At 59.7% G+C, this 22,852-nt stretch carries 19 protein-coding genes, 1 other RNA gene and 1 pseudogene; 5 read left to right on the plus strand and 16 right to left on the minus strand.

The annotated features are described in order from the left end of the window. Nucleotides 1–125: 125 nt before the first annotated feature. Nucleotides 126–320 (plus strand): annotated as a pseudogene (locus BHD08_RS21160) (tyrosine-type recombinase/integrase); the annotation flags it as partial. A 66-nt stretch (nt 321–386) separates the two neighbouring features. Here BHD08_RS21160 and BHD08_RS21165 read toward each other — a convergent pair. From BHD08_RS21165 to BHD08_RS21230, 14 genes are all read right to left on the minus strand, one after another. Continuing rightward, nucleotides 387–1,583 (minus strand): GIY-YIG nuclease family protein, encoded by a 1,197-nt coding sequence (locus tag BHD08_RS21165; RefSeq protein WP_125024794.1) that lies wholly within the window; start codon nt 1,581–1,583, stop codon nt 387–389. Next, nucleotides 1,576–3,687, minus strand: coding sequence for a DEAD/DEAH box helicase (locus BHD08_RS21170; protein WP_125024797.1), 2,112 nt, complete (start codon nt 3,685–3,687; stop codon nt 1,576–1,578). Before BHD08_RS21170 ends, BHD08_RS21165 begins: the two co-directional genes overlap by 8 nt. A gap of 123 nt (nt 3,688–3,810) precedes the next feature. After that, nucleotides 3,811–4,821: a virulence RhuM family protein gene (locus tag BHD08_RS21175; RefSeq protein ID WP_125024798.1), complete on the minus strand. Its 1,011-nt coding sequence runs from the start codon at nt 4,819–4,821 to the stop codon at nt 3,811–3,813. Then, nucleotides 4,818–7,610, minus strand: a complete 2,793-nt coding sequence (locus BHD08_RS21180) for a DNA methyltransferase (RefSeq protein ID WP_125024800.1) — start codon at nt 7,608–7,610, stop codon at nt 4,818–4,820. Before BHD08_RS21180 ends, BHD08_RS21175 begins: the two co-directional genes overlap by 4 nt. A gap of 446 nt (nt 7,611–8,056) precedes the next feature. After that, nucleotides 8,057–8,611 (minus strand): helix-turn-helix domain-containing protein, encoded by a 555-nt coding sequence (locus tag BHD08_RS21185; RefSeq protein WP_256678746.1) that lies wholly within the window; start codon nt 8,609–8,611, stop codon nt 8,057–8,059. Next, a complete protein-coding gene (locus BHD08_RS21190; protein ID WP_125024802.1) occupies nt 8,604–8,840 on the minus strand; it encodes an AlpA family transcriptional regulator in 237 nt (78 codons plus the stop codon). The genes BHD08_RS21185 and BHD08_RS21190 overlap by 8 nt, the downstream gene beginning before the upstream one ends. 410 nt (nt 8,841–9,250) lie before the next feature. Continuing rightward, nucleotides 9,251–10,456, minus strand: coding sequence for an integrase arm-type DNA-binding domain-containing protein (locus BHD08_RS21195; RefSeq protein ID WP_125024805.1), 1,206 nt, complete (start codon nt 10,454–10,456; stop codon nt 9,251–9,253). Between the two features lie 173 nt (nt 10,457–10,629). Then, nucleotides 10,630–11,008: a transfer-messenger RNA gene (gene ssrA, locus BHD08_RS21200) on the minus strand. Nucleotides 11,009–11,141: 133 nt separating this feature from the next. Beyond that, nucleotides 11,142–11,447: a hypothetical protein gene (locus BHD08_RS21205; RefSeq protein WP_015275862.1), complete on the minus strand. Its 306-nt coding sequence runs from the start codon at nt 11,445–11,447 to the stop codon at nt 11,142–11,144. A gap of 181 nt (nt 11,448–11,628) precedes the next feature. After that, entirely contained in the window at nt 11,629–14,481 is a 2,853-nt protein-coding gene (locus BHD08_RS21210) for an FAD-binding and (Fe-S)-binding domain-containing protein (RefSeq protein ID WP_125024807.1), read from the minus strand. Then, nucleotides 14,478–15,149, minus strand: a complete 672-nt coding sequence (locus tag BHD08_RS21215) for a lactate utilization protein (protein ID WP_038663056.1) — start codon at nt 15,147–15,149, stop codon at nt 14,478–14,480. Before BHD08_RS21215 ends, BHD08_RS21210 begins: the two co-directional genes overlap by 4 nt. Beyond that, the gene (locus tag BHD08_RS21220; RefSeq protein ID WP_125024809.1) at nt 15,146–16,606 is read right to left on the minus strand and encodes a LutB/LldF family L-lactate oxidation iron-sulfur protein; all 1,461 of its coding nucleotides are present in this window, start codon (nt 16,604–16,606) and stop codon (nt 15,146–15,148) included. The genes BHD08_RS21215 and BHD08_RS21220 overlap by 4 nt, the downstream gene beginning before the upstream one ends. After that, nucleotides 16,603–17,424: a (Fe-S)-binding protein gene (locus tag BHD08_RS21225; RefSeq protein ID WP_125024811.1), complete on the minus strand. Its 822-nt coding sequence runs from the start codon at nt 17,422–17,424 to the stop codon at nt 16,603–16,605. The genes BHD08_RS21220 and BHD08_RS21225 overlap by 4 nt, the downstream gene beginning before the upstream one ends. Before the next feature lie 89 nt (nt 17,425–17,513). Next, the gene (locus BHD08_RS21230; protein ID WP_038663049.1) at nt 17,514–19,208 is read right to left on the minus strand and encodes an L-lactate permease; all 1,695 of its coding nucleotides are present in this window, start codon (nt 19,206–19,208) and stop codon (nt 17,514–17,516) included. A 268-nt stretch (nt 19,209–19,476) separates the two neighbouring features. Here BHD08_RS21230 and BHD08_RS21235 point away from each other — a divergent pair, with 268 nt between their 5' ends. Next, nucleotides 19,477–20,262, plus strand: a complete 786-nt coding sequence (locus BHD08_RS21235; protein WP_125024813.1) for a GntR family transcriptional regulator — start codon at nt 19,477–19,479, stop codon at nt 20,260–20,262. A 69-nt stretch (nt 20,263–20,331) separates the two neighbouring features. Here the strand turns inward: BHD08_RS21235 and smpB are convergent, their stop codons facing one another. Further along, entirely contained in the window at nt 20,332–20,814 is a 483-nt protein-coding gene (gene smpB, locus BHD08_RS21240) for an SsrA-binding protein SmpB (RefSeq protein WP_003299438.1), read from the minus strand. Between the two features lie 210 nt (nt 20,815–21,024). Here smpB and BHD08_RS21245 point away from each other — a divergent pair, with 210 nt between their 5' ends. Both BHD08_RS21245 and BHD08_RS21250 read left to right on the plus strand, forming a co-directional pair. After that, entirely contained in the window at nt 21,025–21,459 is a 435-nt protein-coding gene (locus tag BHD08_RS21245) for a type II toxin-antitoxin system RatA family toxin (RefSeq protein ID WP_014819218.1), read from the plus strand. Next, on the plus strand, nt 21,452–21,766 hold the full coding sequence (locus tag BHD08_RS21250) for an RnfH family protein (RefSeq protein WP_125024815.1): 315 nt from the start codon (nt 21,452–21,454) through the stop codon (nt 21,764–21,766). The genes BHD08_RS21245 and BHD08_RS21250 overlap by 8 nt, the downstream gene beginning before the upstream one ends. A 40-nt stretch (nt 21,767–21,806) precedes the next feature. Here the strand turns inward: BHD08_RS21250 and BHD08_RS21255 are convergent, their stop codons facing one another. Further along, nucleotides 21,807–22,322 (minus strand): outer membrane protein assembly factor BamE, encoded by a 516-nt coding sequence (locus tag BHD08_RS21255; protein ID WP_015275870.1) that lies wholly within the window; start codon nt 22,320–22,322, stop codon nt 21,807–21,809. Nucleotides 22,323–22,417: 95 nt separating this feature from the next. Between BHD08_RS21255 and fur the strand changes: the two genes are divergently transcribed. After that, a complete protein-coding gene (gene fur, locus BHD08_RS21260; protein ID WP_125024817.1) occupies nt 22,418–22,822 on the plus strand; it encodes a ferric iron uptake transcriptional regulator in 405 nt (134 codons plus the stop codon). Nucleotides 22,823–22,852: the final 30 nt, after the last annotated feature.

Genomic DNA, 22,852 nt, shown 5'->3' on the forward strand with positions numbered 1-22,852 from the left:
CAGAACCAAGGCAGCAGCCTCGCGTTTGAACTCGGCGGAAAACGTACGTCGTTGCTTGCTCATCGAACACCTCTTGATGGCGAGGATTTTCGCCTAAATCGGTGTCCGGGATCAGTAGACCACTACAAGCAGGGATCAGCGTCGTTGGACTCGGTGTTCATGGATTGAGAGCAACGGCTGCCACAAACGCCCTAGAACATGAATCCGATATCGCCAAGGTGCAGCAGTGGCTGGGGCACGCCAATATCAGCACGACAAAAATCTATGATCGTCGCGGATCACGCCCAGAGGACTCGCCAACTTTTAAGGTGCGTTATTGAGTGTCGTGCATAGATGATGTTGGCGGAGCATTGGGGCCTCAAAAGGCGATACGTTCAGCGGACCATTTAATTGGCATGTAGCAGGCGAGCCGTTTGCGGGTCATATGCAAAATCGGTAATCGACCCATCCCGAATGCGCTCAACCGCTTCATCGATCACATGCAGGGGCACCAAGAACCACTCCTTTGGTTTAACCGGGTGACCGAAACGGTCTTCGATGCTCAAGTCCAGCTGCGCCGCACCGAACAGGCGGTGAAAGATGTTTTCCAGCCTAGTACGGTTCAGGTTGTGCAGCTTGTAGGTGGCCACCACTTCCACATCGGCCAGGAGGTAGGTGGCGTCTTTCGCCGCTGCAGCAATGCGTGTCTCTACCTTGCCGCCGGTTACGCCGATCTTGTGGATCAGCTCGCGGTGCTCGGCTACGAAGGGGTGGTTGGACTGGCTGCGCAGTACATAGATAGTGCCGCTCTCTATGTCGTCTGGCTCGGCGCTGTCGCTGAACAGTGGGCCGGAATCTACTTTGATAAGCCGAGATCCGGCACGCCCCTCACTGTCCTTGTAGAGCGCCCGCTGTAAGGATCGTAGTAACAGATCGCTTTCCGTCTCATTGGAGTAGATAACGCGCAAACGCCCATTGGTCTCCGCATTCGGCGTTTTGTAGGTTTCTCCGACTTCGGCGACGTAGGCAATGAGCCCGCTCAGAATGAAGAAGTCTCCAGCCTCAATACTGGCATTCTTGCCAAAAGGCTTGGTCACCCAGCGTTTTTGCTTCAGGCCTGCTTCCACTTCATCAAACAGCGGCTTGAACTTCTCGAAGTCCTTACATGGGTTCCGAGCGGCAATTTCTTCTGCCGCCTTGATTGCTGCGCTGGAGCGCACATGCCGCAGCACGGTGATATCGTCCTGGCTGGCGGGCTCGCTGCCGATGCCCAGCTCGGCGAGCAAGGCGTCTTCATCCAGGTCATCCACATTAACCGTGGCGACGGCAGCACCTGACAGTAGGTCGTGACTATCCAAGCCGGCCAGTAGGGTTTGTGCCTCCGGCAGCCTGCGCAGCTGATCCAGGCGTACGGCATACAAGCGTTCGAAGATGTCGCGGTCTTCGCCATGCAGTGGGGCGCGGCCGTGGGCCTGATAGAAGCGCTGAATGTCCTCGAAGCCAGCGATGATGCGTTCTTCGCGAGGGGTTCGAGTGGCTGTCTTGAGCGTGGGGACTTCTACCCCCAGCGCATCTAGCAGGTCGTCATCGTTCATTTCAGCCATTGGCGGATTCCCCCTGCGCCGCTTTGGCTTGGGCGCGGTAGCGAGCCAACGCTGCTACGCCTTCGGCCATACGCTTTTCCCAGGCATCGGCGGAGTTGATATCGGGCAGGCGGCCACGCTCGTTTTTGAACTGCAGGGCACGCTTGGCCAGCTCTCGCGCCTCATCTTCGGGGATGCTCACCTTCTTGGCTGCAATGCTGGCCTGCACCTGGCGCAGAGATTTTTCATCCATCGCCTTCGCCAGCACCGCATAGGCGGCATCGAAGGGGTTGATCCGGTCTATCAGGTCAATATCCAGTTCGCGCACGTTAACGAACTTGCGCACGCCATCCAGCAATGCCGTGCTGCCCTGCACGTTGTCGCTACCGTTAGCATCGACCTGCGCCAGTGCCAGCTTGGCCTGCTGGGTAATGTTCATGGCGGCGATGGCGTGTTGGCGAATGGCTTCCTGGTCAACGTCGCTCAAGTCCGGGTAACGCTCGCGCACGATCTTGCCCATGCGCAGTTGGGTCAGCTCTTCCGGCAAGGTGTTTTCCTTGTCGAACAGGCCGCGCTCCAGCACGGTTTTATCCTGCAGGAAGCTGGTCACCACTTCGTTCAAGTCTTCTTTGCAGATGCGCGTGGCTTCTGTGCTTTGCGGTGTGGTCAGTCCGTTGATCTCGACATGGAACTGGCCCGTGGTTTCATTCACACCCAGGTTGGTGCCACCCGGCTGATACCCGTCCGGCCCGTAATTGAAACCTTCTTTCTTTCCGGCATCTTTCGGGGTGAACTCATAGCGCGGGGCCAGCACCTGTTCCATCAGCAAGCTGGCGGAAATGGCCTTGAGCATATCGTTCACCGCCTCGGCAACGGCAGCTTGATCGGCCATAGGCTCGGCGATCAGGTTGGTGAAGCGCGAACGCTCCTTGCCCTCGGCGTCGCGGGTGGCTCGGCCAATGATCTGCACGATTTCGGTCAGGCTCGAACGGTAGCCGATAGTCAGCGCGTGCTCGCACCAGATCCAGTCAAAGCCTTCCTTCGCCATGCCTAACGCGATGATCACATCCACGTTGTCGCGATTGTTCTTCTGAGTCGGGTCTTTCAGCGCGCCGAGCACTTTGGAGCGTCTGGCCGCGTCGCTGTCATCCACCAGGTCGGCCACTTTCAGCGTACGGCCGTCTTTGGCCTTGATCAGGTGAAAGCCGGTGGCCGGGTCGACACCCTGCCAATCGCCCAGCGAACTCATGATCTCGTTGACCTCGCGCTCCTTGTCTTTGAGGCTCTCGCGGGCATTTACGTTGGGGATATGGACGATGGTTTTCAGCGCCGGGTCCAGCACCTTGGCCACCGCATCCACGTATCTCCCGGTGTAAAAGAAGTAGCCAATATCCAGCGACTTGAGCCAGCGATAGCCGTTGAGCTGCTCGTAGTAGGTGTATGTCACCGTCTCAAACTTGTTCTCTTCCGACGGGGCCAGCACGGCCTCGCTGTCACCACGGAAGTAGGAGCCGGTCATGGCCACCAGGTGCACTTTGTCGCGGTTGATAAACGCACTCAGCTGACTGCCCAGCTTGTTATCCGGGTTGGCGGAAACGTGGTGAAATTCATCTATGGCAATCAGGCGGTTATCGAAGGCGTCGATGCCCAACTCTTCCACGGCAAAGCGGAAGGTGGCGTGGGTGCAGACCAGCACCTTGTCACCACTGCTCAGGAAGGCGCGCACGGCGTCCACTTTTGACTTGGCCACCCGCGGCTCATCGATGCCTGGGGCATTACACAGGTTCCACTGTGGGGCCACCTGCCAGTCCCAATAGAAGCCATACTGGCTCAGTGGTTCATCGGCAAAGCTGCCGCCAATGGAGCGTTCTGGCACCACGACAATGGCCTGCTGCAGGCCCTGATTATTCAGCTTATCCAGCGCGATAAACATCAGGGCGCGGGATTTTCCCGATGCCGGGGGCGATTTGATCAGCAGGTACTGCTCGCCGCGTTTGGCATAGGCGCGCTCCTGCATGGTACGCATGCCCAGCTCATTGGCCTTGCTGGATGCCCCGGTGTGCGCTGTAGCAATGGATACCGACGGCACCGTGTAGCTATTGGTTGGGTTGGTCTGTTCTGTCATGGCGATTCACTGCTCATCGGTGAGCTAGCGTCCTTAATTCGTCCAACAGCCTGCTGGAAAAATGGGGTTTCTAGCGAATATATGCACGTCTCATAGGCTGTCACAGCCTGCTGAGCAATTGGCTCAGGGCTTCTCCACCCGATGTTTGATGCTGTGTTCGAGCTGCTCAATTTCCTTGAGGTCGTCAGTATCGGCTTGCGCACGTTCGGCCTCCTTTCGCTGCTGGTCAAACAGCTCATAGCGCTCATGAGCAACTCGCTCCATTCGTTCTCGGCTGACCGCCCCAGCGCCCTCAAGAATGGGTTGGTCATTAAACGCCAGCATCTTGTCCACATTGTTGCGCCAGAACGCCAGGCTCAAGTCTTGGCGCTGCTTGACCCGCAGCTCGGCCTGTTCCAGGAAGATCACCACCAGGCGATTGAGGGTGTCGATTTCATCGGCCGTAAGGTAATTCTTGGCGATGATCACATCCTGCTTACGCACGCGTGAACCGCTCCAGGTGGTCAACGCCATATTCGGCTCACTGGGGTTGGCGCGTTTGACCACCAACTCAGCAGCGGTGTGGCCGGTTGTGGCGTAAAGCAGCTTGTTCTGCACCTCGGCAAAGAACAAGGCGGTTTCCTGCTCGTGTGCCCGATAGTCGGTACTCAGGGCAAACAGCTCGCGAACCTTCTGATAGAAGCGTTTTTCCGAGGCACGAATATCGCGGATGCGTGCCAGCAGCTCGTCGAAGTAATCCCAGCCAGCGGGGTTCTTGAGGCGCTCGTCATCCAGCACAAAGCCTTTGAGCAAAAACTCTTTGAGATGAGCGCTGGCCCACTGGCGGAACTGGATGCCGCGCGGGGAACGCACGCGGTAGCCGATGGCCAGGATCAGGTCGAGGTTGTACTGGATCAGCTTACGGCGTACCTGGCGTCCGCCCTCGGCTTGAACTGTCAAGGATTCCTTGACAGTTGCTAGCGGGCTCAACTCGCCGTCCTCGAAGATGTTCTTCGCGTGCAGCGAGACATTCTGCTTGGTGGTGTTGAACAGCTCGGCAAGCTCCTGCTGGCTCAACCAGACGCTGTCGCCCTCTACCCGCAGATGCAGTCGGGTCTGGCCATCCTCCGAAGAGTAGAGAATCAGCTCACTCATGCCTTTTCCCCCCGTGGCTTTTTCGGCGCGGCCTTCGCTGTATCTGCTGTCATCTTGGTGTAGAGGTCAAACAGCTTTTCCAGTCGTTCGGTATCGTTTCTAAAACGACGACCGATATAGATACGCTCCAGCACCTCATCGTTGCGCTCATGGGCGTGGCGCAAGTTCTCTGGCATGGTGTCCGGGTCGTACAGGTCGGCAATGGTGGCAGGAAAATGGGTTTCGCGGGCCAGCAGGATTTCCTCAGCGCACCGGGTAAGATCGGCCTTGTTCTGTTCGGTGAGTAGCGGTACGGGGAAAGTGTTCCAGCCGAGGGTATTGGAGTAACGGTAGTCCGTTTTGATCTTGCCGCAAACTGTAGCGATCCAAATCAAATGCAGGCGCGAGGCGAGCAGGGCCAAATTCAAGAGCGATGCGTCATAAATCGCAAATGCTGCATTCGAAACTATGCTTCCCCTCGGCAGCAAACCAACTGGCAGGAATTGGCGTGACTCGCTGGAGTGAATGGGTACGATGATGGACTGATTGCCCGGCGAACCCTGTATTTGGCGGAACCTATGCGGGAACTTGCTGGCCGGCCTCGTCTCCTTAGCTTTGCTTTCCAGACGAAAATCCCTGACTCGGTCAAATCGTTCCTGCAAGTTGTCTATCGAAGCAGCCCTCTCTAGTTCCGAATCTTCGACCCATACACAAACCCTCGGTTTGCCACCGATAAATTCCTGTGAGCCATAGAACGGACGCAGGAACGGTACAGCCAGCGGCTCAGCTGTTGCTAGCTCACGCGCGTCATCCACAGACATCAGCAGGTTCCCGCCATCAACTGGCTTATTCCCCCAATACATCACGGAAACATCAAATAAGGGCTTAGTCTCAGCATCGATATAGATGTCCGGCCCAGACACAAGATAGGCATTGATATTGGAGATGGTTGCCTGCGTAACTTCACCGCTACCACTCAAGGAAAACAAGCGGGCATTCTTTTCATTTGATGTTGAAAGACCAATGACGGCAACGGTTACGCCAGCATTATTAGCAGCCAAGTTCTGCCACTTGAACGATGTGTGCGCAAAGAAAATCTTCGAGCCATCTTTCAGAAGTAGAGGCCAAAACATTGGAACCAACTGGCCTTGACAAATAGAATTTGTCGTGACGAAAGCCACCTTTGCCAGTTGCCCACGCATGAAACGATGAGCTTTCCAAAACCATGCCATCACATAGTCAAATGACTTCCAATAATCACTCTTCCCGTCAAATAGGGTGCGAAGATCATCTTTCTGCGAATCGGACTGCGAACTCAAGCCTGCATAGGGTGGGTTGCCGCAGATGTACGTTTCACCCCCTTCATTCTCAAAGTCGATTTCCGCCTGATCCAGCGGCGTGCCGAATAAATCGTCGGCTAGCACCTTCACGCCTGTGCCGGTAGGTGGGCAGATGCTCAGCCAGTCCAGCCGCAGCGCGTTGCCGCAGACAATCCAGTTTTGCGAGTCCAGTGGCAGGAACTCAGCCAGCGCATCCTGTTGACCGCGATACAGCACGTCGCATTGGAACTCGGCAATGATCAGCGCCAGGCGCGCAATCTCGGCCGGGAAGTCGCGCAGCTCGATGCCGCGAAAATTGGTCAGCGGTATTTCCGATTTATTGTGGGACTCGCCGCGGCGACGATTGATCTCTGCCTCAATCTCGCGCATTTGCTTGTAAGCGATGACCAGAAAATTGCCGGAGCCGCAGGCCGGGTCGAATACGCGGATATGTGCCATGCGTTTGCGCAGATTAAGCAGTTTGGCCTTGTTGTCGGCTGCTGCGTCCAATTGTGCGCGCAGGTCATCCAAAAACAGTGGATTTAGCACCTTGAGGATGTTGGGCACGCTGGTGTAGTGCATGCCCAGTGCGCCGCGCTCTTCATCATCGGCCACGGCCTGGATCATGCTGCCGAAGATATCTGGGTTGATTTTTTGCCAGTTCAGATTGCCGGCGTGCAGCAGGTAAGTGCGAGCCATGCGGGTGAAGCACGGTACGTCAGTGCTACCAGAGAACAAGCCGCCATTCACATACGGGAATTTGTTGGCCCAGCCAGGCAAGCGCGGTTCGGCACTGGCACGCTCGGCCAGCTTGATGTTCATGGCGCGGAATATTTCCGACAGCACCTGGGCAGTATTGGAGCCGTCGCGCTCGCTGTACTGCTCAACAGTGGTGGTAAACAGCCCATCGCCAGTGAAGATGTCGGTGTCTTCAGCAAAAAAGCAGAACACTAACCGAGACATAAAGTGGTTCATGTCATGGCGGCGTTCGGCCTTGGCCCAGTCCGGATTCTCGTTCAGCAGTTCGACATACAGCTTGTTCAGGCGGCTGGTGGCGCGCACGTCGATGGGGTTGTCCTTGATCTCCTTAATGGTGGAGATACCGGCCAGCGGTAGCAGGAAACCGAAGTGGTTGGGAAAGTCAGGGTAGTCGCAGGTGATGGTTTCACCCGTGATCAGCTCTTCGGCCTCCAGCGTTTGCCCGTCTGTGGCAAGGATGAACTTGGCTTTGGCTTTGGTGGTGGCCGGGCTGGCGCGCAAAGCCTTGAGTGTGTCGCCTACGGTGCCAGGCTCGCAGGTGGCGATATGAATATTGCTGCGCAGTAGTACGCCGCCCGGTACGTCCGAGGCGTTGTTGTTGCCGGCGCGCAGGCGCTTGAGCGCGGTTTCCTTGTTGCCGAATGCGGCCAGGAAAGTGAACGGAAACTCCGCCGCGTTAAAGGGCTCTAGGGCCAGGTCAGAAATGGCGGACTCAATTTCTACTGCATTCATGGCTTACCACTGTTCAGATCGCGTTTGCGCGAGAGCGACTTTAGCCGCTGAGTTTTTTCGGTGAGGATCACTGCTGGGTTGGCACATGAGCTGTATTGGCTAGGCTTCAACATCAGACTACGTCGCTGTTACAGCTGCACCGTCGGCTCAAGAGTCAGTGACCAAGCAATCGACCATCACATAGTGGCGGTATGATAAGGGAGGCGCCGACTTAATGCGAAAAACAAGGGTTGAGGTCCTGAGCGAACGAGACAGGTCGTCATCTTCCTGGTTGGGTAAAGGCCTGCATGACATCTCGCGTTTCCGGTTGTTCTATAAAGATTTTTTCTCTCTCTCTTTAGTAGCTCAGGGTGAGCTGGGTTTAGCCTCTATTGGGCGCTGAGAGAGCCCCTTCAGGTGCGCACACAGCTCAGAGTGATCCGTATCACTCTGAGCTGTGTATAACTTCATTGCGACCGGTTGAGATGTTTGCGTAGCGTTTTAGCGATGCTGGGGTTAAGTTGGTCCAGGTTGATGCTTCGGGTGTCCTCGATCTGAGAATTACCTCCGGCTAGGTTGATTTGTATATTTAGACGCTCGATGTTCAGGATCTGAGTGCCTGCGAAATCGCCGGTGAGCATTGTCTTTTTGAGCTCGGAAACGGCATGTTGAGTACGGCTTGGCACGTAGTCCCAGGTTGCTAGGTCGGCCTCAGTGATCTGGACCTTTTCGCGTAGGGTGTAGTGATTGGATCGACCGGTTTTTGTCTTTGTGATGAGGCCTGCAGCTTGGAGCACTCCCAGCGCACGTTTGACCTGTGCTGGGCTGACACCGGATTTTTCAGCGATCAGGTCGATGCCCGGATACGCTATGCCGGAGTGATAATTGGCATGGGCCTTAATCACGGCATAAACCGTAAACGCGTAGGGTCCGATTCGGGCCACCTCACCGTGATCGACCATTGCTTTGAACAAATGAAACCACTGGGTCTGCGCGCGCAGTGGGGATGGTGGGTTAGTCATTGTTATGCCCCCCACGCAGCTGTACGCGCGGCCGACTCAGGATCCAGGCAGATATTTCGGTGCTGAGCCAGCCGACTGACCTGCTGCTGCCCAGATCATATGGCGCGGGGAACCTGCCAGAGGCAATATCACGGTAAATGGTGGAACGTTTTTTGCCCGTGGCCTTTTCCACCTCGGGTAAACGCAAAAAACGGAGTTCCTCAACCTCAGGTGCGGTACGTTGTGCCATTTTTCAGTACTCAAACGGTTGCGCCGCAGCGTCCTCATGGCTGCGATACGTAATGTTTTAGGGATGTAGAAGGTGTCCTCCCGGCTGCAGAACAGCAAAATTTTCAGGAGAACTTATTTTGAGGATTTTTTATCCGGCTCAGCTATGAGCTGACGCGGGGGGAGCCTGGCGCACCTGCGGAGAGGCTGAGCAAAACTCTGTTAGCAGGATGTAGGCGCAACAATGCCTAGGATGTCCTGCGCTATGTTGGAGTCCACTGCTGGGGGAGCTAATTGAACTCAATTAACCGCCTAATGCGGTATTTATGCCGTGACGTCCAATGAACGCCCGTGGGATTTTTATAGCATCATCATGCTGCGATGTGCAACCCCCCAACCTGGGAGGCCGTTGTCGCTGGTCGAGGCGCCGATTCAGGCCTTTATTGCATCCAGGTAATCCGACCAACGCTGCATCATGTCGCGGCGTTCAGGCAGAAACGAGGTTCGGTCGTACGCTCGTCCCAGCGGGTTTTTGACTGTGTGTGCCAGTTGGTGCTCCAGAAGGTCGGGGCGAAACCCCAGCACCTCTGCGCCGATGGTTCTGGCTGTCGCTCGAAAGCCGTGCCCTGTCATCTCGTCGCTGCCGATGTCCATACGGCGTAGGGCGCTGAGGACTGCATTATTGGACATCGGCCTATCACCGCCCCGGGCTGATGGGAAAACATAACGGTGCTTGCCAGTCAGTGGTTGCAGTTCGCGTAGCACGGAAACCGCCTGCCGGCTGAGTGGAACCAGATGATCTGGTCGATCCAGCCTGGTGGTCGTGAGGCCTTTCATTTTATGCCCGGGAATGATCCATTCGCCGCCATCCAGGTTGAGTTCAGACCATTCCATGTGTCGTAGGTCGCCAGGTCTGCAGAATAGAAGAGGTGCCAGTTTTAGCGCACAGCAAACAGGCAAAGTACCTGTGTAGTTATCCAAGGCTTTTAGCAATTCGCCGAGTTTTTCTGGATCGGTCACAGCTGAAAAGTGTTTTACCCTCTTGGCTGGGAGCGTGCGCGACAGATTCCCAATCTGGTTGGGTGGTGTGATGCCTGCAGCCTCGGCAAATTCGAAAATCTGTTTGTAGATCTGCGCTACACGGCGCGCCGTCTCTGATGCGCCGCGCTTGATGATACGTTGAAGATTTTCGACCAGCATGGGGGTGCTGATGCTGCTAATCGGAAGTTTCCCCAGCCAAGGGTAAGCATTGAGTTCAAGGCGCTGCCTAACCGTGCGGGTGTACTCCGGGTCCCAAGAACCCTCCCGAATAGTGAGCCATTGCGTCGCGACCGATTCGAAGGTGTGTTGGTGGTCGAGCTGGCTGACCACCTTGGCCATACGCCGTTGCAGTGAAGGGTCTTGACCGCCGGCAAGCTGGGCACGAGCGTCATCGCGTTTTCGTCGAGCTTCCTGCAAGCCGACCTCGGGGTAAACGCCAAGAGCTAGGCGTTTTTCCTTTCCCAGAAAACGGTACTTCAATCGCCAATAACGGCCTCCGTTGGGCTGTACTTCCAAGTACAGGCCCTGTTCGTCATACAGGCGGTATGGCTTGTCCTGAGGCTTGGCGTTGCGACAGTTGGTGTCTTTCAGGGGCATTGGGGGCACATCCTCTCCGAGCGAGCTGAAGAGTGTTTTATGCCCCCATATATGCCCCCGTCAACTGTGGGATGCCCCGGGATTACGTGGGATGATATGGGTAATAAAAAAGCCGTAAAGCTTTGATTTCTCTATGCTTTACGGCTTTTCTGGGTCTTCCTGGGAAGACAAATTGGTGGAGCCGGGGGGATTTGAACCCCCGTCCGCCAGCTCTCCGCTATCGGTTCTACATGCTTAGCCAGATCTACTGAGTTAACTCCGCGCCGCCCGATTGGCAGGGTGCTTGGAGCGAGCTGTATGAGTTTTAGCCGTTACGTCTACAGCGAACTTGGCGGCGATCCTGTTCTGTCTGACAGTCATTTCGGGTTTACAGGCATCCCCTAGTGACCGCTGGAGCCGAAGCTACCAGATGAAGGTTAGGCGGCTAGCGCGTACCCTTCGTAGTTGTCGTCGTTGGCAACTATAGGTTTGCAACAGTTTATTTACGAGTTCTGTTACCAACTCGGCATGCCCCTCAAGTTTTGTTACCGGCGTCGAATCCTAATCGGCCCCTGGTGACGCTTGTGGTGCTGGGGCGGGAGTGTACGGCGATCCTTTCGGGATGTCGATCACTTTTTAATCATGCTGGTTAAAAAATATACAGGCAACTGCGGCAGGATCGCTCGCACGATCCCGCCGCCTTGACTCAGTTGCCGGCGCCGGAGCCGGAGCCTGCGGTGCCGCCGCTACCGGAGCTGCCAGGGCCTTTCAGCTCTTGCAGGGCTTTGGTTGAGTGAGCGATGCAGGCCTCGGTATCGCCGGACTGTTGAGCTTGGCGTGCCTGCTGGACGTATTCCTCGACTTTGCTCTTGGCCGGCTCACCCAGGGTCGCGGTGTTGGTGGCCATGTTGTCATCGATTTCCTGCAGGTTGGTCTGGCACAGGTCGTTCTGGGCGAAGACGGCGGGGCTGGCGAGCAGTACCGCGGATGCGAGCAATGCGTGAACTTTCATGGTGGGTCCTCCAGTCTTGTGGACTTCCCGGGCCTGCCTGATAACTGCTGAAACGGCGGCGCCGAGTCGAATCGAACCCGTCAGGGGCTCTAAAATTCCGACTGCGATTGCGCGTGAGCGTTCATCGAAGCGACACAAACGAAACGGCCCCGCTCCGCTGAACAGGGCCATAACGCCTGTGCTAGAGCGTTGGCGTCGCTGTTTTACTGCGGGTTACGCGATCCACCAGGTAGACCAGTCCGTGATAGTCGATCTCGCCATGGCGGGACAAACCAATCTCGCAGGTGCGGCTGGTGGAGATGCCTTCATCGCATATCTGCACCGCATCTTTAAGGCTGCGCAGGGCGTGACTGTTGAGTTCCGGCGTGGTGAAGCCTTTGTCACCGGCGAAACCGCAGCAATGAATGCCCTCCGGAACCACGACTTCCTTGGCGCAGCGGCGGGCGATATCGATCAGTGCCTGTGCTTCCCCAAGGTGCTGGGTGCTGCAGGTGACGTGCACGGCAATCGCTTTTTCCTGCGGCACGAAGTCCAGCTTGTCGAGCAGGTGCGTGCGGATGAAGCGCACCGGATCGTACATGTCGAGGCGCTGATCGGTCAGGCCCTGGACCAGGCGCAGGGTGCAGGGGCTGGTGTCGCAGTAGATCGGGTCGAGCCCGCCGCGACTGGCTTTGAGCAGCGCGTCGAGCATCTCCTGGCGCTTGCGTTCGCCCTGTTCGGCATAGCCCTTGGAGGCGAACGGCTGGCCGCAGCACAGATCGTTCAGCTGCTCGGGGAAGATCACCTGGTAGCCGGCCTTTTCCAGCAGGCTGCGGGTCTTGTCCAGTAGCGGCTCCTGCTCTTGGTCGCGTGCGGCCGGCGCCATTGCTCGGGAAACGCAGGCGGCCAGGTAGACCACGCGCGGACGCTCATCCTGAGCGGTGGGCTTGGGCAGATGCAGGCGTTGCAGCGGCTGCGGCGTGGCTGGGGTCCATTGCGGCACGCGGCCCTTGCTGGCGTTGGTCATGGTCGCGGACAGCTTGGCCAGGCGCTTGGTGCCAAGAATGATGTGCGCGCCATTGGCGGCATGCAGCATGAAACGGGTGCCCTGCACGGCTGTGGCGAAATGGTCGGCCAGCCAGTTGGCGGCGCCGGTTTTGCTCGCTTCACGCCCGCGCAGTTTACGTACCAGGTCGCCGGTGTTGATGCCCACCGGACAGCGCTGGGCGCAGAGGCCGGTGGCGGCGCAGGTTTCGACGCCGTGGTAGTGGTAGAGGCGCTCGATCTCGGTGGTATCGACACCGGCGCGCTTGCGTGCCTGGATGTCGCGCCAGATGACGATGCGCTGGCGTGGGGTGAGGGTCAGGCCGTTGGACGGGCAGACCGGCTCGCAGAAACCGCACTCGATGCACTTGTCGACGATCTCGTCGGCAGCCGGCATCGGCTTGAGGTTCTTCAGGTGGATGTCCGGGTCTTCGGAGAGCACCACGTCCGGGTTGAGGATGCCGGTGGGGTCGAGCAGGCGCTTGATCTTCCACATCAGCGCGTAGGCTTCGCTGCCCCATTCCAACTCGACGAAGGGCGCCATGTTGCGCCCGGTGCCGTGCTCGGCCTTGAGCGCGCCGCCGAATTCGACTGCGACCAGCTGCGCCACTTCGCCCATGAAGGCTTCGTAACGGGCGACCTGCGCCGGATCATCGAAGCCCTGGGTGAAGACGAAGTGCAGGTTGCCCTCCAGCGCGTGGCCGAAGAGGATCGCCTCGTCGTAGCGATGCTTGTCGAGCAGCTCGATCAGCCGATTGACGCCCTCTGCCAGGCGCTCGACGGGGAAGGTCACGTCCTCGATGATCACCGTGGTGCCGGTCTGGCGCACGGCGCCGACCGCCGGGAAGGTGTCCTTGCGGATCTTCCACAGCTGGTTGTAGATCAGCGGGTCTTCGCTGAAGTCGACCTGCTTCTCCACCGGGAAATGCGCGATGGACGTCATGATCAGGTTGATCTGCTCGTGCAGCAGCGACTGGCTGGCGGCGCGCGATTCGATCAACAGTGCGCAGGCGGTCGGTGACAGTTCCTTCACCCACTCGGGCATGCCGGCCTTGTGCTCGACCGAGCGCAGGCTGCGACGGTCGAGCAGCTCCACGGCGGACACCGGTTGCTGCTTGAGCACCGGTACGGCGAGGCAGCAGGTTTCCACGTCGGGAAACACCACCAGCGCGCTGGCCTTGTGCGGATGGTCCGGCACGGTGTCGTAGGTCACCGCGCTGATGAAGCCCAGCGTGCCTTCGGAACCGACCATCAGGTGGTTGAGGATATCCAGCGGCTCGTCATAGTCGACTAGCGCATTGAGCGAGAAACCGGTGGTGTTCTTCAGGCGGTACTTGTGACGGATCTTCGCCGCGAGTTCGGCGTTGGCGCGGGTCTCGCGCCCTAGTTCGGCCAATTGATCGAGCAGTGCTGCGTGGCTCTGGCGGAAGGCGGCGACGCTGGCGGCATCTTCGCTGTCGACCACGGTGCCATCGGCCAGTACGACACGCAGCCCGGCGAGGGTCTTGTACGTGTTCTGCGCAGTGCCGCAGCACATGCCGCTGGAGTTGTTGGCAACGATGCCGCCGATCTTCGCTGCGTTGATCGAGGCCGGATCAGGACCGATCTTGCGCTGAAACGGCGCGAGTACGGCGTTGGCGTTGGCGCCAATGACGCCGGGTTGCAGGCGGATCTGCTCACCGCCGTTGCGAATCTCGCGGCCGTTCCAGTTGTCGCCGAGCACGATCAGCACCGAGTCGCTGATCGCCTGGCCGGACAGGCTGGTGCCCGCGGCGCGGAAGGTCACCGGGACGTTTTCCGCATGGGCCAGTTTTAGCAGCGCGATCACCTCGGCTTCGGATTCGACGCGCACCACCAGTTTGGGAATCAGCCGGTAAAAGCTGGCGTCGGTGCCGAAGGCGAGGGTGGAGAGCGGATCGTCGAAGCGCCGCTCGACCGGAATCAGGCGCTCGACTTCGCGGAGGAACTCGCCCGGCAGCGGCGCGCGTTCGAGCTGCGCGGCCGCGTTCATGCGTCCTCCAGGATCAGCAGGATCAGATCCTTCGGCCCGTGGGCGCCGTAGGCCAGCACTTGCTCGATGTCGGCGGTTTTCGACGGGCCGGAGACCAGCAGCGCATTGGTCGGCATGCCGGCGGCCCACTGGAACTTCTGCTGGATCTCGTAGAAGTTGTCGTGGATCTCACTGGCCTTGAGGATGGCGAAGTGCACCGGCGGCACCAGGCTCATCAGGCGCGGCTCCTCGCGGGTCGGCCACATGATCAGGCTGCCGGTGGAGGCGATGGCGCCGAGGGTGCCGGTGAGGCTCGCCGGGGTGTCGTTGAACAGCTCGTCCTTCCAGTCCTCGACCGGGCGGTCGTAGGCCTTCAGCGTCGGCAGGCCCTCGCGGCCGGCGCAATGCGCGGTGAAGCGCTGGCCGTACGGCGTGGTCGGGGCGATCAGCAGGCTCGGCAGCTGGCGGTCGTGCAGCAGCTGTTCGAGCAGGGCGGGCCAGCCGGCGTCCGTGGTCAGGTGGATCTCGGTGTGCACCGCTTCCATCAGCTGGCGCAGGCGGGCGATACGCTGCTCGGGCGCGTAGCTCCAGGGTTGGGTGACCAGCGATACGTCGTAGTCATCGACGATAGGCGTGGTGCCCTCCAGGCTTTTCTTCAGCTTGGCGAGGATATTGGCCTTGGCGCTCATCGCTTGCCCTCCAGGTGCTCGCGGGCCAGCTCGTGCAGCGAGCGGGCGGCAGGTTTCGGTGCGCTGTGGTTCTGCGTCCAGGGGCCGATGTTCGATGGCGTCAGACCGCGCAGGCGTGTGGCGAAGAAGCCGAACACGCGGTACAGCGTCGGGCTGGTGTTGAGCAGGCGCCAGCCGGCCCACATCAGTCGTTCTTTCTTCGAGTATTTGCTGCCCTGGCCGCGCATGACCTTGTGCGGATCGTCCGGTGCCTTGATGTTCTCCTCACGCAGGCGCCGCAGGATGGACGGGATCGGGATCTTCACCGGGCAGACTTCGCCGCAGGCGCCGCACAGCGACGAAGCGCTGGGGTGATCCGGCACCTTGTCCAGGCCGACCATGTGCGGCGTGATGATCTTGCCGATCGGTCCCGGGTAGACCTCGCCGTAGGTGTGGCCGCCGACGCGGGTGTACACCGGGCAGTGGTTCATGCAGGCGCCGCAGCGGATGCAGTTCAGCGTCTGGCGCAGCTCGCTGTCGGCGAAAGCCTGGCTGCGGCCGTTGTCCAGCAGGATCAAATGCACTTCCTGCGGGCCGTCGAGCTCGTCGGCCTTGCGCGGGCTGGAGATCATGTTGACGTAGGTGGTGATCGGCTGGCCCAGTGCCGAGCGGGTCAGCAGCGAGAGCAGCGGGACCACGTCACGCAGGTTCTCGACTACCTTCTCGATGCCGGTGACAGCGATATGTACCGGCGGCACGCCGGTGGACATGCGCCCGTTACCCTCGTTTTCCACAAGCAACAGGGTGCCGGTCTCAGCCACCGCGAAGTTCACGCCGGAGACGCCGATATCGGCCTCGAAGAACTTCTGGCGCAGGGTGCGGCGGCCGATCTGAATGAGTTGGTCGACGTCCTTGGTGTACTCCACGCCGAGTTTCTCGTGGAACAGGGACGCGACCTGGCCGGCGTTCTTGTGGATTGCCGGCATGATGATATGGGAAGGCTTTTCGTGGTCGAGCTGGACGATGTACTCGCCCATGTCCGATTCCAGGCATTCGATGCCATGGCCTTCGAGGAAATGGTTCATCTCCATCTCTTCGCTGACCATCGATTTGCCCTTGATCACTTGGCGCGCCTCATGAGCGCGGGCGATCTCGAGGACGATGTTGTTCGCCTCTTCAACCGTCTCCGCCCAGTGCACGTTCACACCGTTACGGGTCAGGTTGGTTTCCAGCCGCTCGAGCAGTTCGGGCAGCTTGGACAGTGCGCGGGCGCGGATACGGTTGCCCATCTCGCGCAGCCGCTCGCGTTCGTCGGCATCGCTGAAGGCCACGGCGCGCTTGGTCATCAGCGAGTCCATGGCGGTGCGGAAGTTGCGCCGCAGCTGGTCGTCCTTCAGGGACTTGCGCGCGCGGGCGCGGAAGTCCGGGTCACCGGCGTTCTCGATCTGTATCGCGGGAATACGCTGTTCGGCGTTCATCGGGCACCTCCGGTGCGTTGCCAGAGGAAGCTCGCCAGATGCTGGCCGCGCAGGGCTTCACGCTGCTTTTCCAGCGAACCATTGATGTTCATCAGGCAGCCGCAGTCGGCGCTGATCACCTGATGCGCGCCGGATTCCTTCAGTGCGCGGGTCTTGTCCAGCACCATGGCGCCGGAGATATCGGGCATGCGCACGCTGAAGGTGCCGCCGAAGCCGCAGCATTCGCTTTCGTGGTCGTGCTCGACGCGCTCGACCTGGCCCAGCTGGGCAAGCAGGGCGCGGCCGTGCAGGTGGGTGTTCATTTCGCGGCGGGCCGAGCAGGAGGTATGCAGGGCAACCTTGGTCGGCGTGCCGGCGTCCTTGAATTCGACCTTGCAGACATTGAGCAGGAACTCGGCCAGCTCGAAGGTGCGCTCGGCCAAGGCCTGCGCCTTCTTCAGCGTGGCCGGGTCGTCCTTGAACAGGTCCAGATAATGGTGGCGCAGCATGCCGGCGCAGGAGCCGGACGGCACCACCACTGGCCAGTCGTTGGCGAACAGGTCCAGTTGCGCGCGTGCGACGTTGCGGGCCTCGTCGGTGTAGCCGCTGGTGTAGGCCGGCTGACCGCAGCAGGTCTGGCCCTGCGGGTAGTGCACGGTCAATCCATCGCGTTCGAGCAGGCGGATGGCATCCAGGCCGGCCTCGGGATAGAACAGGTCGACCACGCAGGTACCGAACAGATAAACCTGGCTTGGCTTGGCGGGGTATTCGCGCGGCTTTGGCAGCGGCGGCGCGACGCGGGTAGCGTTCGGCGCAGCATCGTAGAAGAGTTCGCTCATCGGCTTGGTCTCCGGGTTGGCCCGGTTATCCGCAAATGCGGTTTCTGGAATGCAACCGTGCCCCCAAGCGGGGGCACGATTCCTGTTTCTTACACTCCGACCAGTGGGTCGGTCACGCCTAGCACGTAGATGGCGATCAGGCCGATCACCCCCGTGAACAGCACGTAGTACAGCGTAGGCCATATGGTCTTGCGCAGCGTGGAGCCTTCACGACCGAGCAGGCCGACGGTGGCGGAAGCAGCCACCACGTTGTGGATCGCAACCATGTTGCCTGCAGCAGCGCCAACCGCTTGGGTGGCAACTACCATCGCTCCGGAAATTCCGAGCGACTGGGCAACACCAAACTGGAACTGGCTGAACATCATGTTGCTGACTGTGTTGGAGCCGGCGAGGAACGCACCCAGTGCACCGACAGCTGGCGCCAGCAGCGGGTAGATGCTGCCGACGCTATCGGCGACGTAGCGCGCCATGACGATCGGCATGCTGGCCAGCTCGGCACCGTTGACGCCGGAGTTGATCAGGATGCGCACCATCGGCACGGTGAACAGCAGTACGAATCCGGCGCTGAGCAGTACGCCGCTGGATTCCTTCACCGCCGCCTTGAGCTCGGAAACGCGCATGCCATGCAGGAAGAAGGTAATCAGCACCACCATGACGAGGATGCCGCCCGGCAGGTACAGCGGCTCGATGCCCGCATTGATACCGGTTTCGCCGAGGATGTTGGCAAAGGCGATGGATACCGATTTCAGCGCAGCGGTGACCTGCGGGAACACCCGGCTGATCACCAGGATCGCACCGACCAGCACGTAGGGCAGCCAGGCACGGAAGGCGCTCATCGGGCGGGCGGCCATCTCGTCCAGCTTCATTTCGATGGTGCCCAGCCACTCGGCCGGCCATTCCTTGGCGTCGGCGAAGTCCCAGGTGGTCTTCGGCGTCAGGAACTTGAAGCGGGCAGCGGTGGTGACGATCGCCAGGCCAACCAGACCACCCAGCAGCGACGGGAATTCCGGGCCGAGGAAGATGCCAGTGGCCGCGTAGGGCAGGGTGAATGCCAGGCCGGCGAAGATCGCGAACGGCAGCACCTCGAAGCCGGCTTTCCAGCTCTTCTCCTTGCCAAAGAAGCGGGTCAGCATCAGCACCATGATCAGCGGCATCACGGTGCCGACGATGGCATGGGTGATCGCCACGCTGCTGGTGATCTGCTGCAGGTAAGCGTTCCAGCTGGAACCCTGCGCGACCAGTTGCGCGCCGATGGTGGCGGTATCCAAGCCGCTATTGATGCCAACGACGATCGGCGTACCGACCGCACCGAAGGACACCGGCGTGCTTTGTACCAGCATGCCGAGCAGGACTGCGGCCATCGCCGGGAAGCCAACCGCAACCAGCAGCGGCGCGGCGATGGCGGCCGGAGTGCCGAAGCCGGAGGCGCCTTCGATGAAGCAGCCGAACAGCCAGGCGATGATGATGGCCTGGATACGGCGGTCAGGGCTGATGGTGGTGAAGCCAGCGCGAATGGCGGTAATGCCGCCCGAATGCTTGAGGGTGTTCAGCAGCAGGATCGCGCCGAAGATGATCCACAACAGACCAAGGGTAATTACCAGGCCTTGCAACGTCGAGGCGATGATGCGGTTGACGCTCATGTCCCAGACGAACAGCCCGATTGCTGCGGTGAACAGGAAGACCAGCGGCATGGCGCGGCTGGCGGGCCAGCGCAGGCCGATCAGCATGATTGCTGCGAGCAGAATGGGTGTGAAGGCGAATAGTGCGAGCAGTCCGTTGGACATGTCAGGCTTCCCCTGCGGTTCGGTTCAGATGGGGCCCTGAGCGGACCGTGGAGTTGTTGTTGTGCGCAGATCTCATGCTGAGTCCTCTTATTTTTAGACCACTCTGTAAAGTGGTAAGACCAATTAACAGAAGGGAATGGCCAGCGTAAGAGCTGTGTATAGGGGCGTCAATTAGCTAGCTATAGACTTTGGTCGCAACAGCCGCACTTGTGCGGATGCGCGGTCATGGCTAGCATTTCTCGATTGGTAAGACCATTTGGGGGCTGCTATGGATGTGGGCATGGTGCGGCAGCGGCGGCTAGCAGACGACATCGTCGCGCAGCTGGAAACCATGATTCTCGAGGGCACGCTCAAGGCCGGTGAGCGTCTCCCTGCCGAGCGCGCCCTGGCTGAAAGCTTCGGGGTTTCCCGGCCTTCACTGCGTGAAGCGATTCAGAAACTGGCGGCCAAGGGCTTGCTGGTCAGTCGGCATGGCGGGGGCACGTTCGTTGCCGAGTCGCTGGGCTCCACGTTCAGCGATCCGTTGCTGCACTTGCTGGAAAACAACAGCGATGCGCAGCGCGACTTACTGGAGTTTCGTCACACGCTCGAAGGCAGCTGTGCTTATTACGCGGCCTTGCGTGCAACCGAGGTGGACCAGAAGCGCCTCACCGAAGCCTTCGTGGCGTTGCAGGATTGCTATACCCGAGAAGGCAAGGTGAGCCGAGCGGAGGAGGGCGCAGCCGATGCCCAGTTCCACCTGGCCATTGCCGAAGCCAGCCACAACGCGGTGCTGCTGCACACCATTCGTGGTCTGTTCGATCTGCTCAAGCGCAACGTGGTGACCAACATCGGCGGCATGTACGCCCTGCGTGACGAAACGCGGGACATGCTGATGAGTCAGCATCGCGAGTTGTACGAGGCGATCATGGCCAGGCGGGCAGTGGAAGCGCGCGAGGTGATTCACCGGCACATCAATTATGTGCAGGAAGTGCTGGCCGAAGGTCAGCAGGAAGCCCAGCGGCTGGCGCGTGCGCAGCGTCGGCAGGGTGAAAGGATACAGAAGGAAGGTTGAGAGCGGAGCCGGCATTGGCTGCCGGCTCGGTATTAGCTTGGGCTGATCAGCCCAAGAGTCGGGTGCAGCTCAGTCGTCTTTGCCCTTGGTACGCATGGCGCGCTGAATCTCCCGATCGGAATCACGTTCCTTCTCGGTGTGGCGCTTGTCGTACTCCTTTTTGCCTTTGCCGAGGGCGATCTCGCACTTGATCATGTGCTTCTTCCAGTACAGCGAAAGCGCCACGCAGGCGTAGCCCTTCTGCTGCACGGCACCGAACAGCTTGCCCAGCTCGCGCTTGTTCAGCAGCAGCTTGCGGGTGCGGGTCGGGTCGGCGATGACGTGAGTGCTGGCGCTGGTCAGTGGCGTGATGTGCGCGCCCATCAACCAGGCTTCGCCATCCTTGAGCAGGACGTAGCTGTCCACCAGCTGTGCCTTGCCGGCACGCATGCTCTTCACTTCCCAGCCGGCCAGGACGAGGCCTGCCTCGAATTTCTGTTCGATGAAGTAATCGTGTAGCGCTTTCTTGTTCAGCGCGATGGTCCCGGGGGACTGTTTCTTCTGTTTGGCCATAGGGGGCGCATTATAGGGAGTCCCGTTGCGGCTGGCGACAGCCCTCGACAGTGGCGGCGCCAGAAACTTGAGGGGCGGCCGTTAATCCCCGACAATGTGCGCGCTTTGCCGCCGCCTTGACTCTTCATGACGTCAATTGTGCGGTTGCGGGCTGGCTGCGTCGGATGCTTTCGATCGGCGCGCAATGAAATGACGACGTAGAAGGTCCGCATGACGACGCACATTCAACGTTCCGCGCTGCTGCCGTATCCCGCGCAGGCGCTGTTCGACATGGTCAATGATGTAGCCAGCTATCCGCAGTTCCTGCCCTGGTGTTCTGCGACCGAGGTGCTTTCCAGTAGCGAGACCGAAATGCACGCCAGCATGACGGTGGCGAAGGCTGGGTTGAGTCAGCGCTTCATGACGCGTAACGCGCTGGAGTTCGGCAAGCGGATCGAGATGACGCTTGAGGAAGGCCCATTTAGCCATCTACATGGCATCTGGGAGTTCAAGGCGCTGGGTGAAAAGGCCTGCAAGATCAGCCTGGACCTGACCTTCGATTACGCCGGGCCGCTGGTCAAGGCGACGCTCGGGCCGCTGTTCAACCAGGCCGCCAACACCTTGGTCGATGCCTTCTGCGAACGGGCGAAGCAGCTTTATGGATAAGCCATCGATTGCGGTCGAAGTGGTCTATGCGTTGGCGGACAAACAGAAGCTGCTGCAGATGACTGTGCCCGCCGGCACTACCGTGCGCGAGGCCGCCTTGCGCTCGGGGCTGGACGCGCATTTCCCCGGTCTCGACCTGGGCAGTGCGCCGCTCGGGATCTTTGGCAAGGCGGTGCCCAGGCCTGAGGAAAGAGTGCTGGAGGAGGGTGAGCGAGTCGAGATCTACCGGCCTCTGATTGCGGACCCGAAAGAGGTGCGCAAGCAACGGGCGGCGAAGGCTGCGAAGAACAAGGCCGATGATGCGTAACAGGTAGATACAAAAACGCCCGGGCTAGCCGGGCGTTTGTTTATTCGGTTTCCAGAGGTTCCGGAATCGGCACCGGGACCGGTTCGGCCTGGTCCACTTCACGCTGAATCTGCTCCAGTAGCGATCCCGGCGCGGGGCGCTCTTCGGGCTGGCGTGGTACAGCGGCTGGAGTCGTGCTGGTGCCCTGCGGCTGGCGGCCAAGGATCTGCTCGTCACGGCTCACGCCGGGCATGAAGTCACCGGCCAGACCGGCCAGTTGATCATTCGCGTTGAATACCAGGCTGACGCGTTCCTGCTGGCGCTGGCTGCCGCCGGGCTGGATGCTGTACAGGTAGTCCCAGCGGTTGGCGTGGAAGGTGTCGGTGATCAGCGGGTTGCCCATGATAAACCGCACCTGCTGGCGGGTCATTCCGGGGCGCAACTGGTCTATCATGTCCTGCGTGACGACATTGCCCTGTTGAATGTCGACCTTGTAAACCCCGGGAAATGAACAACCGGCGAGTGCGAACAGACCCACGAGGGTGAGGCTGGTCAGCATGAGCTTGGTGTTTTGCATCGGTGGGTGACTTCCACTATCTTGGCTGGGCAAAGAACCCGGATCATACCCGTATTGAAGGAGGCTGCGAAACAGCAGCAGCGAGAAAGCCAACCATGGTCGAAAATAGCGAACTACGTAAAGCTGGGCTCAAGGTAACTCTGCCGCGGGTGAAGATCCTGCAGATGCTGGACACTACCGATCGCCGTCACATGAGTGCCGAAGACGTCTACAAGGCGTTGATGGAAGCGGGTGAGGATGTCGGTCTGGCGACGGTCTATCGCGTGCTGACCCAGTTCGAGGCGGCCGGCCTGGTAGTTCGGCACAACTTCGATGGTGGTCATGCCGTCTTCGAGCTTGCCGACAGCGGGCACCATGACCACATGGTCTGCGTCGACAGTGGTGATGTCATCGAGTTCTTCGATCCCGAGATCGAAAAATTGCAGAAAGAGATCGTCAAGCGCCACGGCTACGAACTGGTTGATCACAACCTTGTGCTCTACGTGCGCAAGAGGGACTGATCTCCCGTGCATGAAAAAGGCGGCCGCGGC

This window comes from Pseudomonas sp. SCT (genome assembly GCF_003864275.1).
Taxonomy (GTDB): domain Bacteria; phylum Pseudomonadota; class Gammaproteobacteria; order Pseudomonadales; family Pseudomonadaceae; genus Stutzerimonas; species Stutzerimonas stutzeri_AE.

Excerpts from the sequence above, each read along its gene's own strand:
- BHD08_RS21165 (WP_125024794.1), bottom strand. The coding sequence starts at position 1,583 with ATGGCTGAAATGAACGATGACGACCTGCTAGATGCGCTGGGGGTAGAA.
- BHD08_RS21170 (WP_125024797.1), bottom strand. The coding sequence starts at position 3,687 with ATGACAGAACAGACCAACCCAACCAATAGCTACACGGTGCCGTCGGTA.
- BHD08_RS21175 (WP_125024798.1), bottom strand. The coding sequence starts at position 4,821 with ATGAGTGAGCTGATTCTCTACTCTTCGGAGGATGGCCAGACCCGACTG.
- BHD08_RS21180 (WP_125024800.1), bottom strand. The coding sequence starts at position 7,610 with ATGAATGCAGTAGAAATTGAGTCCGCCATTTCTGACCTGGCCCTAGAG.
- BHD08_RS21185 (WP_256678746.1), bottom strand. The coding sequence starts at position 8,611 with ATGACTAACCCACCATCCCCACTGCGCGCGCAGACCCAGTGGTTTCAT.
- BHD08_RS21190 (WP_125024802.1), bottom strand. The coding sequence starts at position 8,840 with ATGGCACAACGTACCGCACCTGAGGTTGAGGAACTCCGTTTTTTGCGT.
- BHD08_RS21195 (WP_125024805.1), bottom strand. The coding sequence starts at position 10,456 with ATGCCCCTGAAAGACACCAACTGTCGCAACGCCAAGCCTCAGGACAAG.
- BHD08_RS21205 (WP_015275862.1), bottom strand. The coding sequence starts at position 11,447 with ATGAAAGTTCACGCATTGCTCGCATCCGCGGTACTGCTCGCCAGCCCC.
- BHD08_RS21210 (WP_125024807.1), bottom strand. The coding sequence starts at position 14,481 with ATGAACGCGGCCGCGCAGCTCGAACGCGCGCCGCTGCCGGGCGAGTTC.
- BHD08_RS21215 (WP_038663056.1), bottom strand. The coding sequence starts at position 15,149 with ATGAGCGCCAAGGCCAATATCCTCGCCAAGCTGAAGAAAAGCCTGGAG.
- BHD08_RS21220 (WP_125024809.1), bottom strand. The coding sequence starts at position 16,606 with ATGAACGCCGAACAGCGTATTCCCGCGATACAGATCGAGAACGCCGGT.
- BHD08_RS21225 (WP_125024811.1), bottom strand. The coding sequence starts at position 17,424 with ATGAGCGAACTCTTCTACGATGCTGCGCCGAACGCTACCCGCGTCGCG.
- BHD08_RS21230 (WP_038663049.1), bottom strand. The coding sequence starts at position 19,208 with ATGTCCAACGGACTGCTCGCACTATTCGCCTTCACACCCATTCTGCTC.
- BHD08_RS21235 (WP_125024813.1), top strand. The coding sequence starts at position 19,477 with ATGGATGTGGGCATGGTGCGGCAGCGGCGGCTAGCAGACGACATCGTC.
- smpB (WP_003299438.1), bottom strand. The coding sequence starts at position 20,814 with ATGGCCAAACAGAAGAAACAGTCCCCCGGGACCATCGCGCTGAACAAG.
- BHD08_RS21245 (WP_014819218.1), top strand. The coding sequence starts at position 21,025 with ATGACGACGCACATTCAACGTTCCGCGCTGCTGCCGTATCCCGCGCAG.
- BHD08_RS21250 (WP_125024815.1), top strand. The coding sequence starts at position 21,452 with ATGGATAAGCCATCGATTGCGGTCGAAGTGGTCTATGCGTTGGCGGAC.
- BHD08_RS21255 (WP_015275870.1), bottom strand. The coding sequence starts at position 22,322 with ATGCAAAACACCAAGCTCATGCTGACCAGCCTCACCCTCGTGGGTCTG.
- fur (WP_125024817.1), top strand. The coding sequence starts at position 22,418 with ATGGTCGAAAATAGCGAACTACGTAAAGCTGGGCTCAAGGTAACTCTG.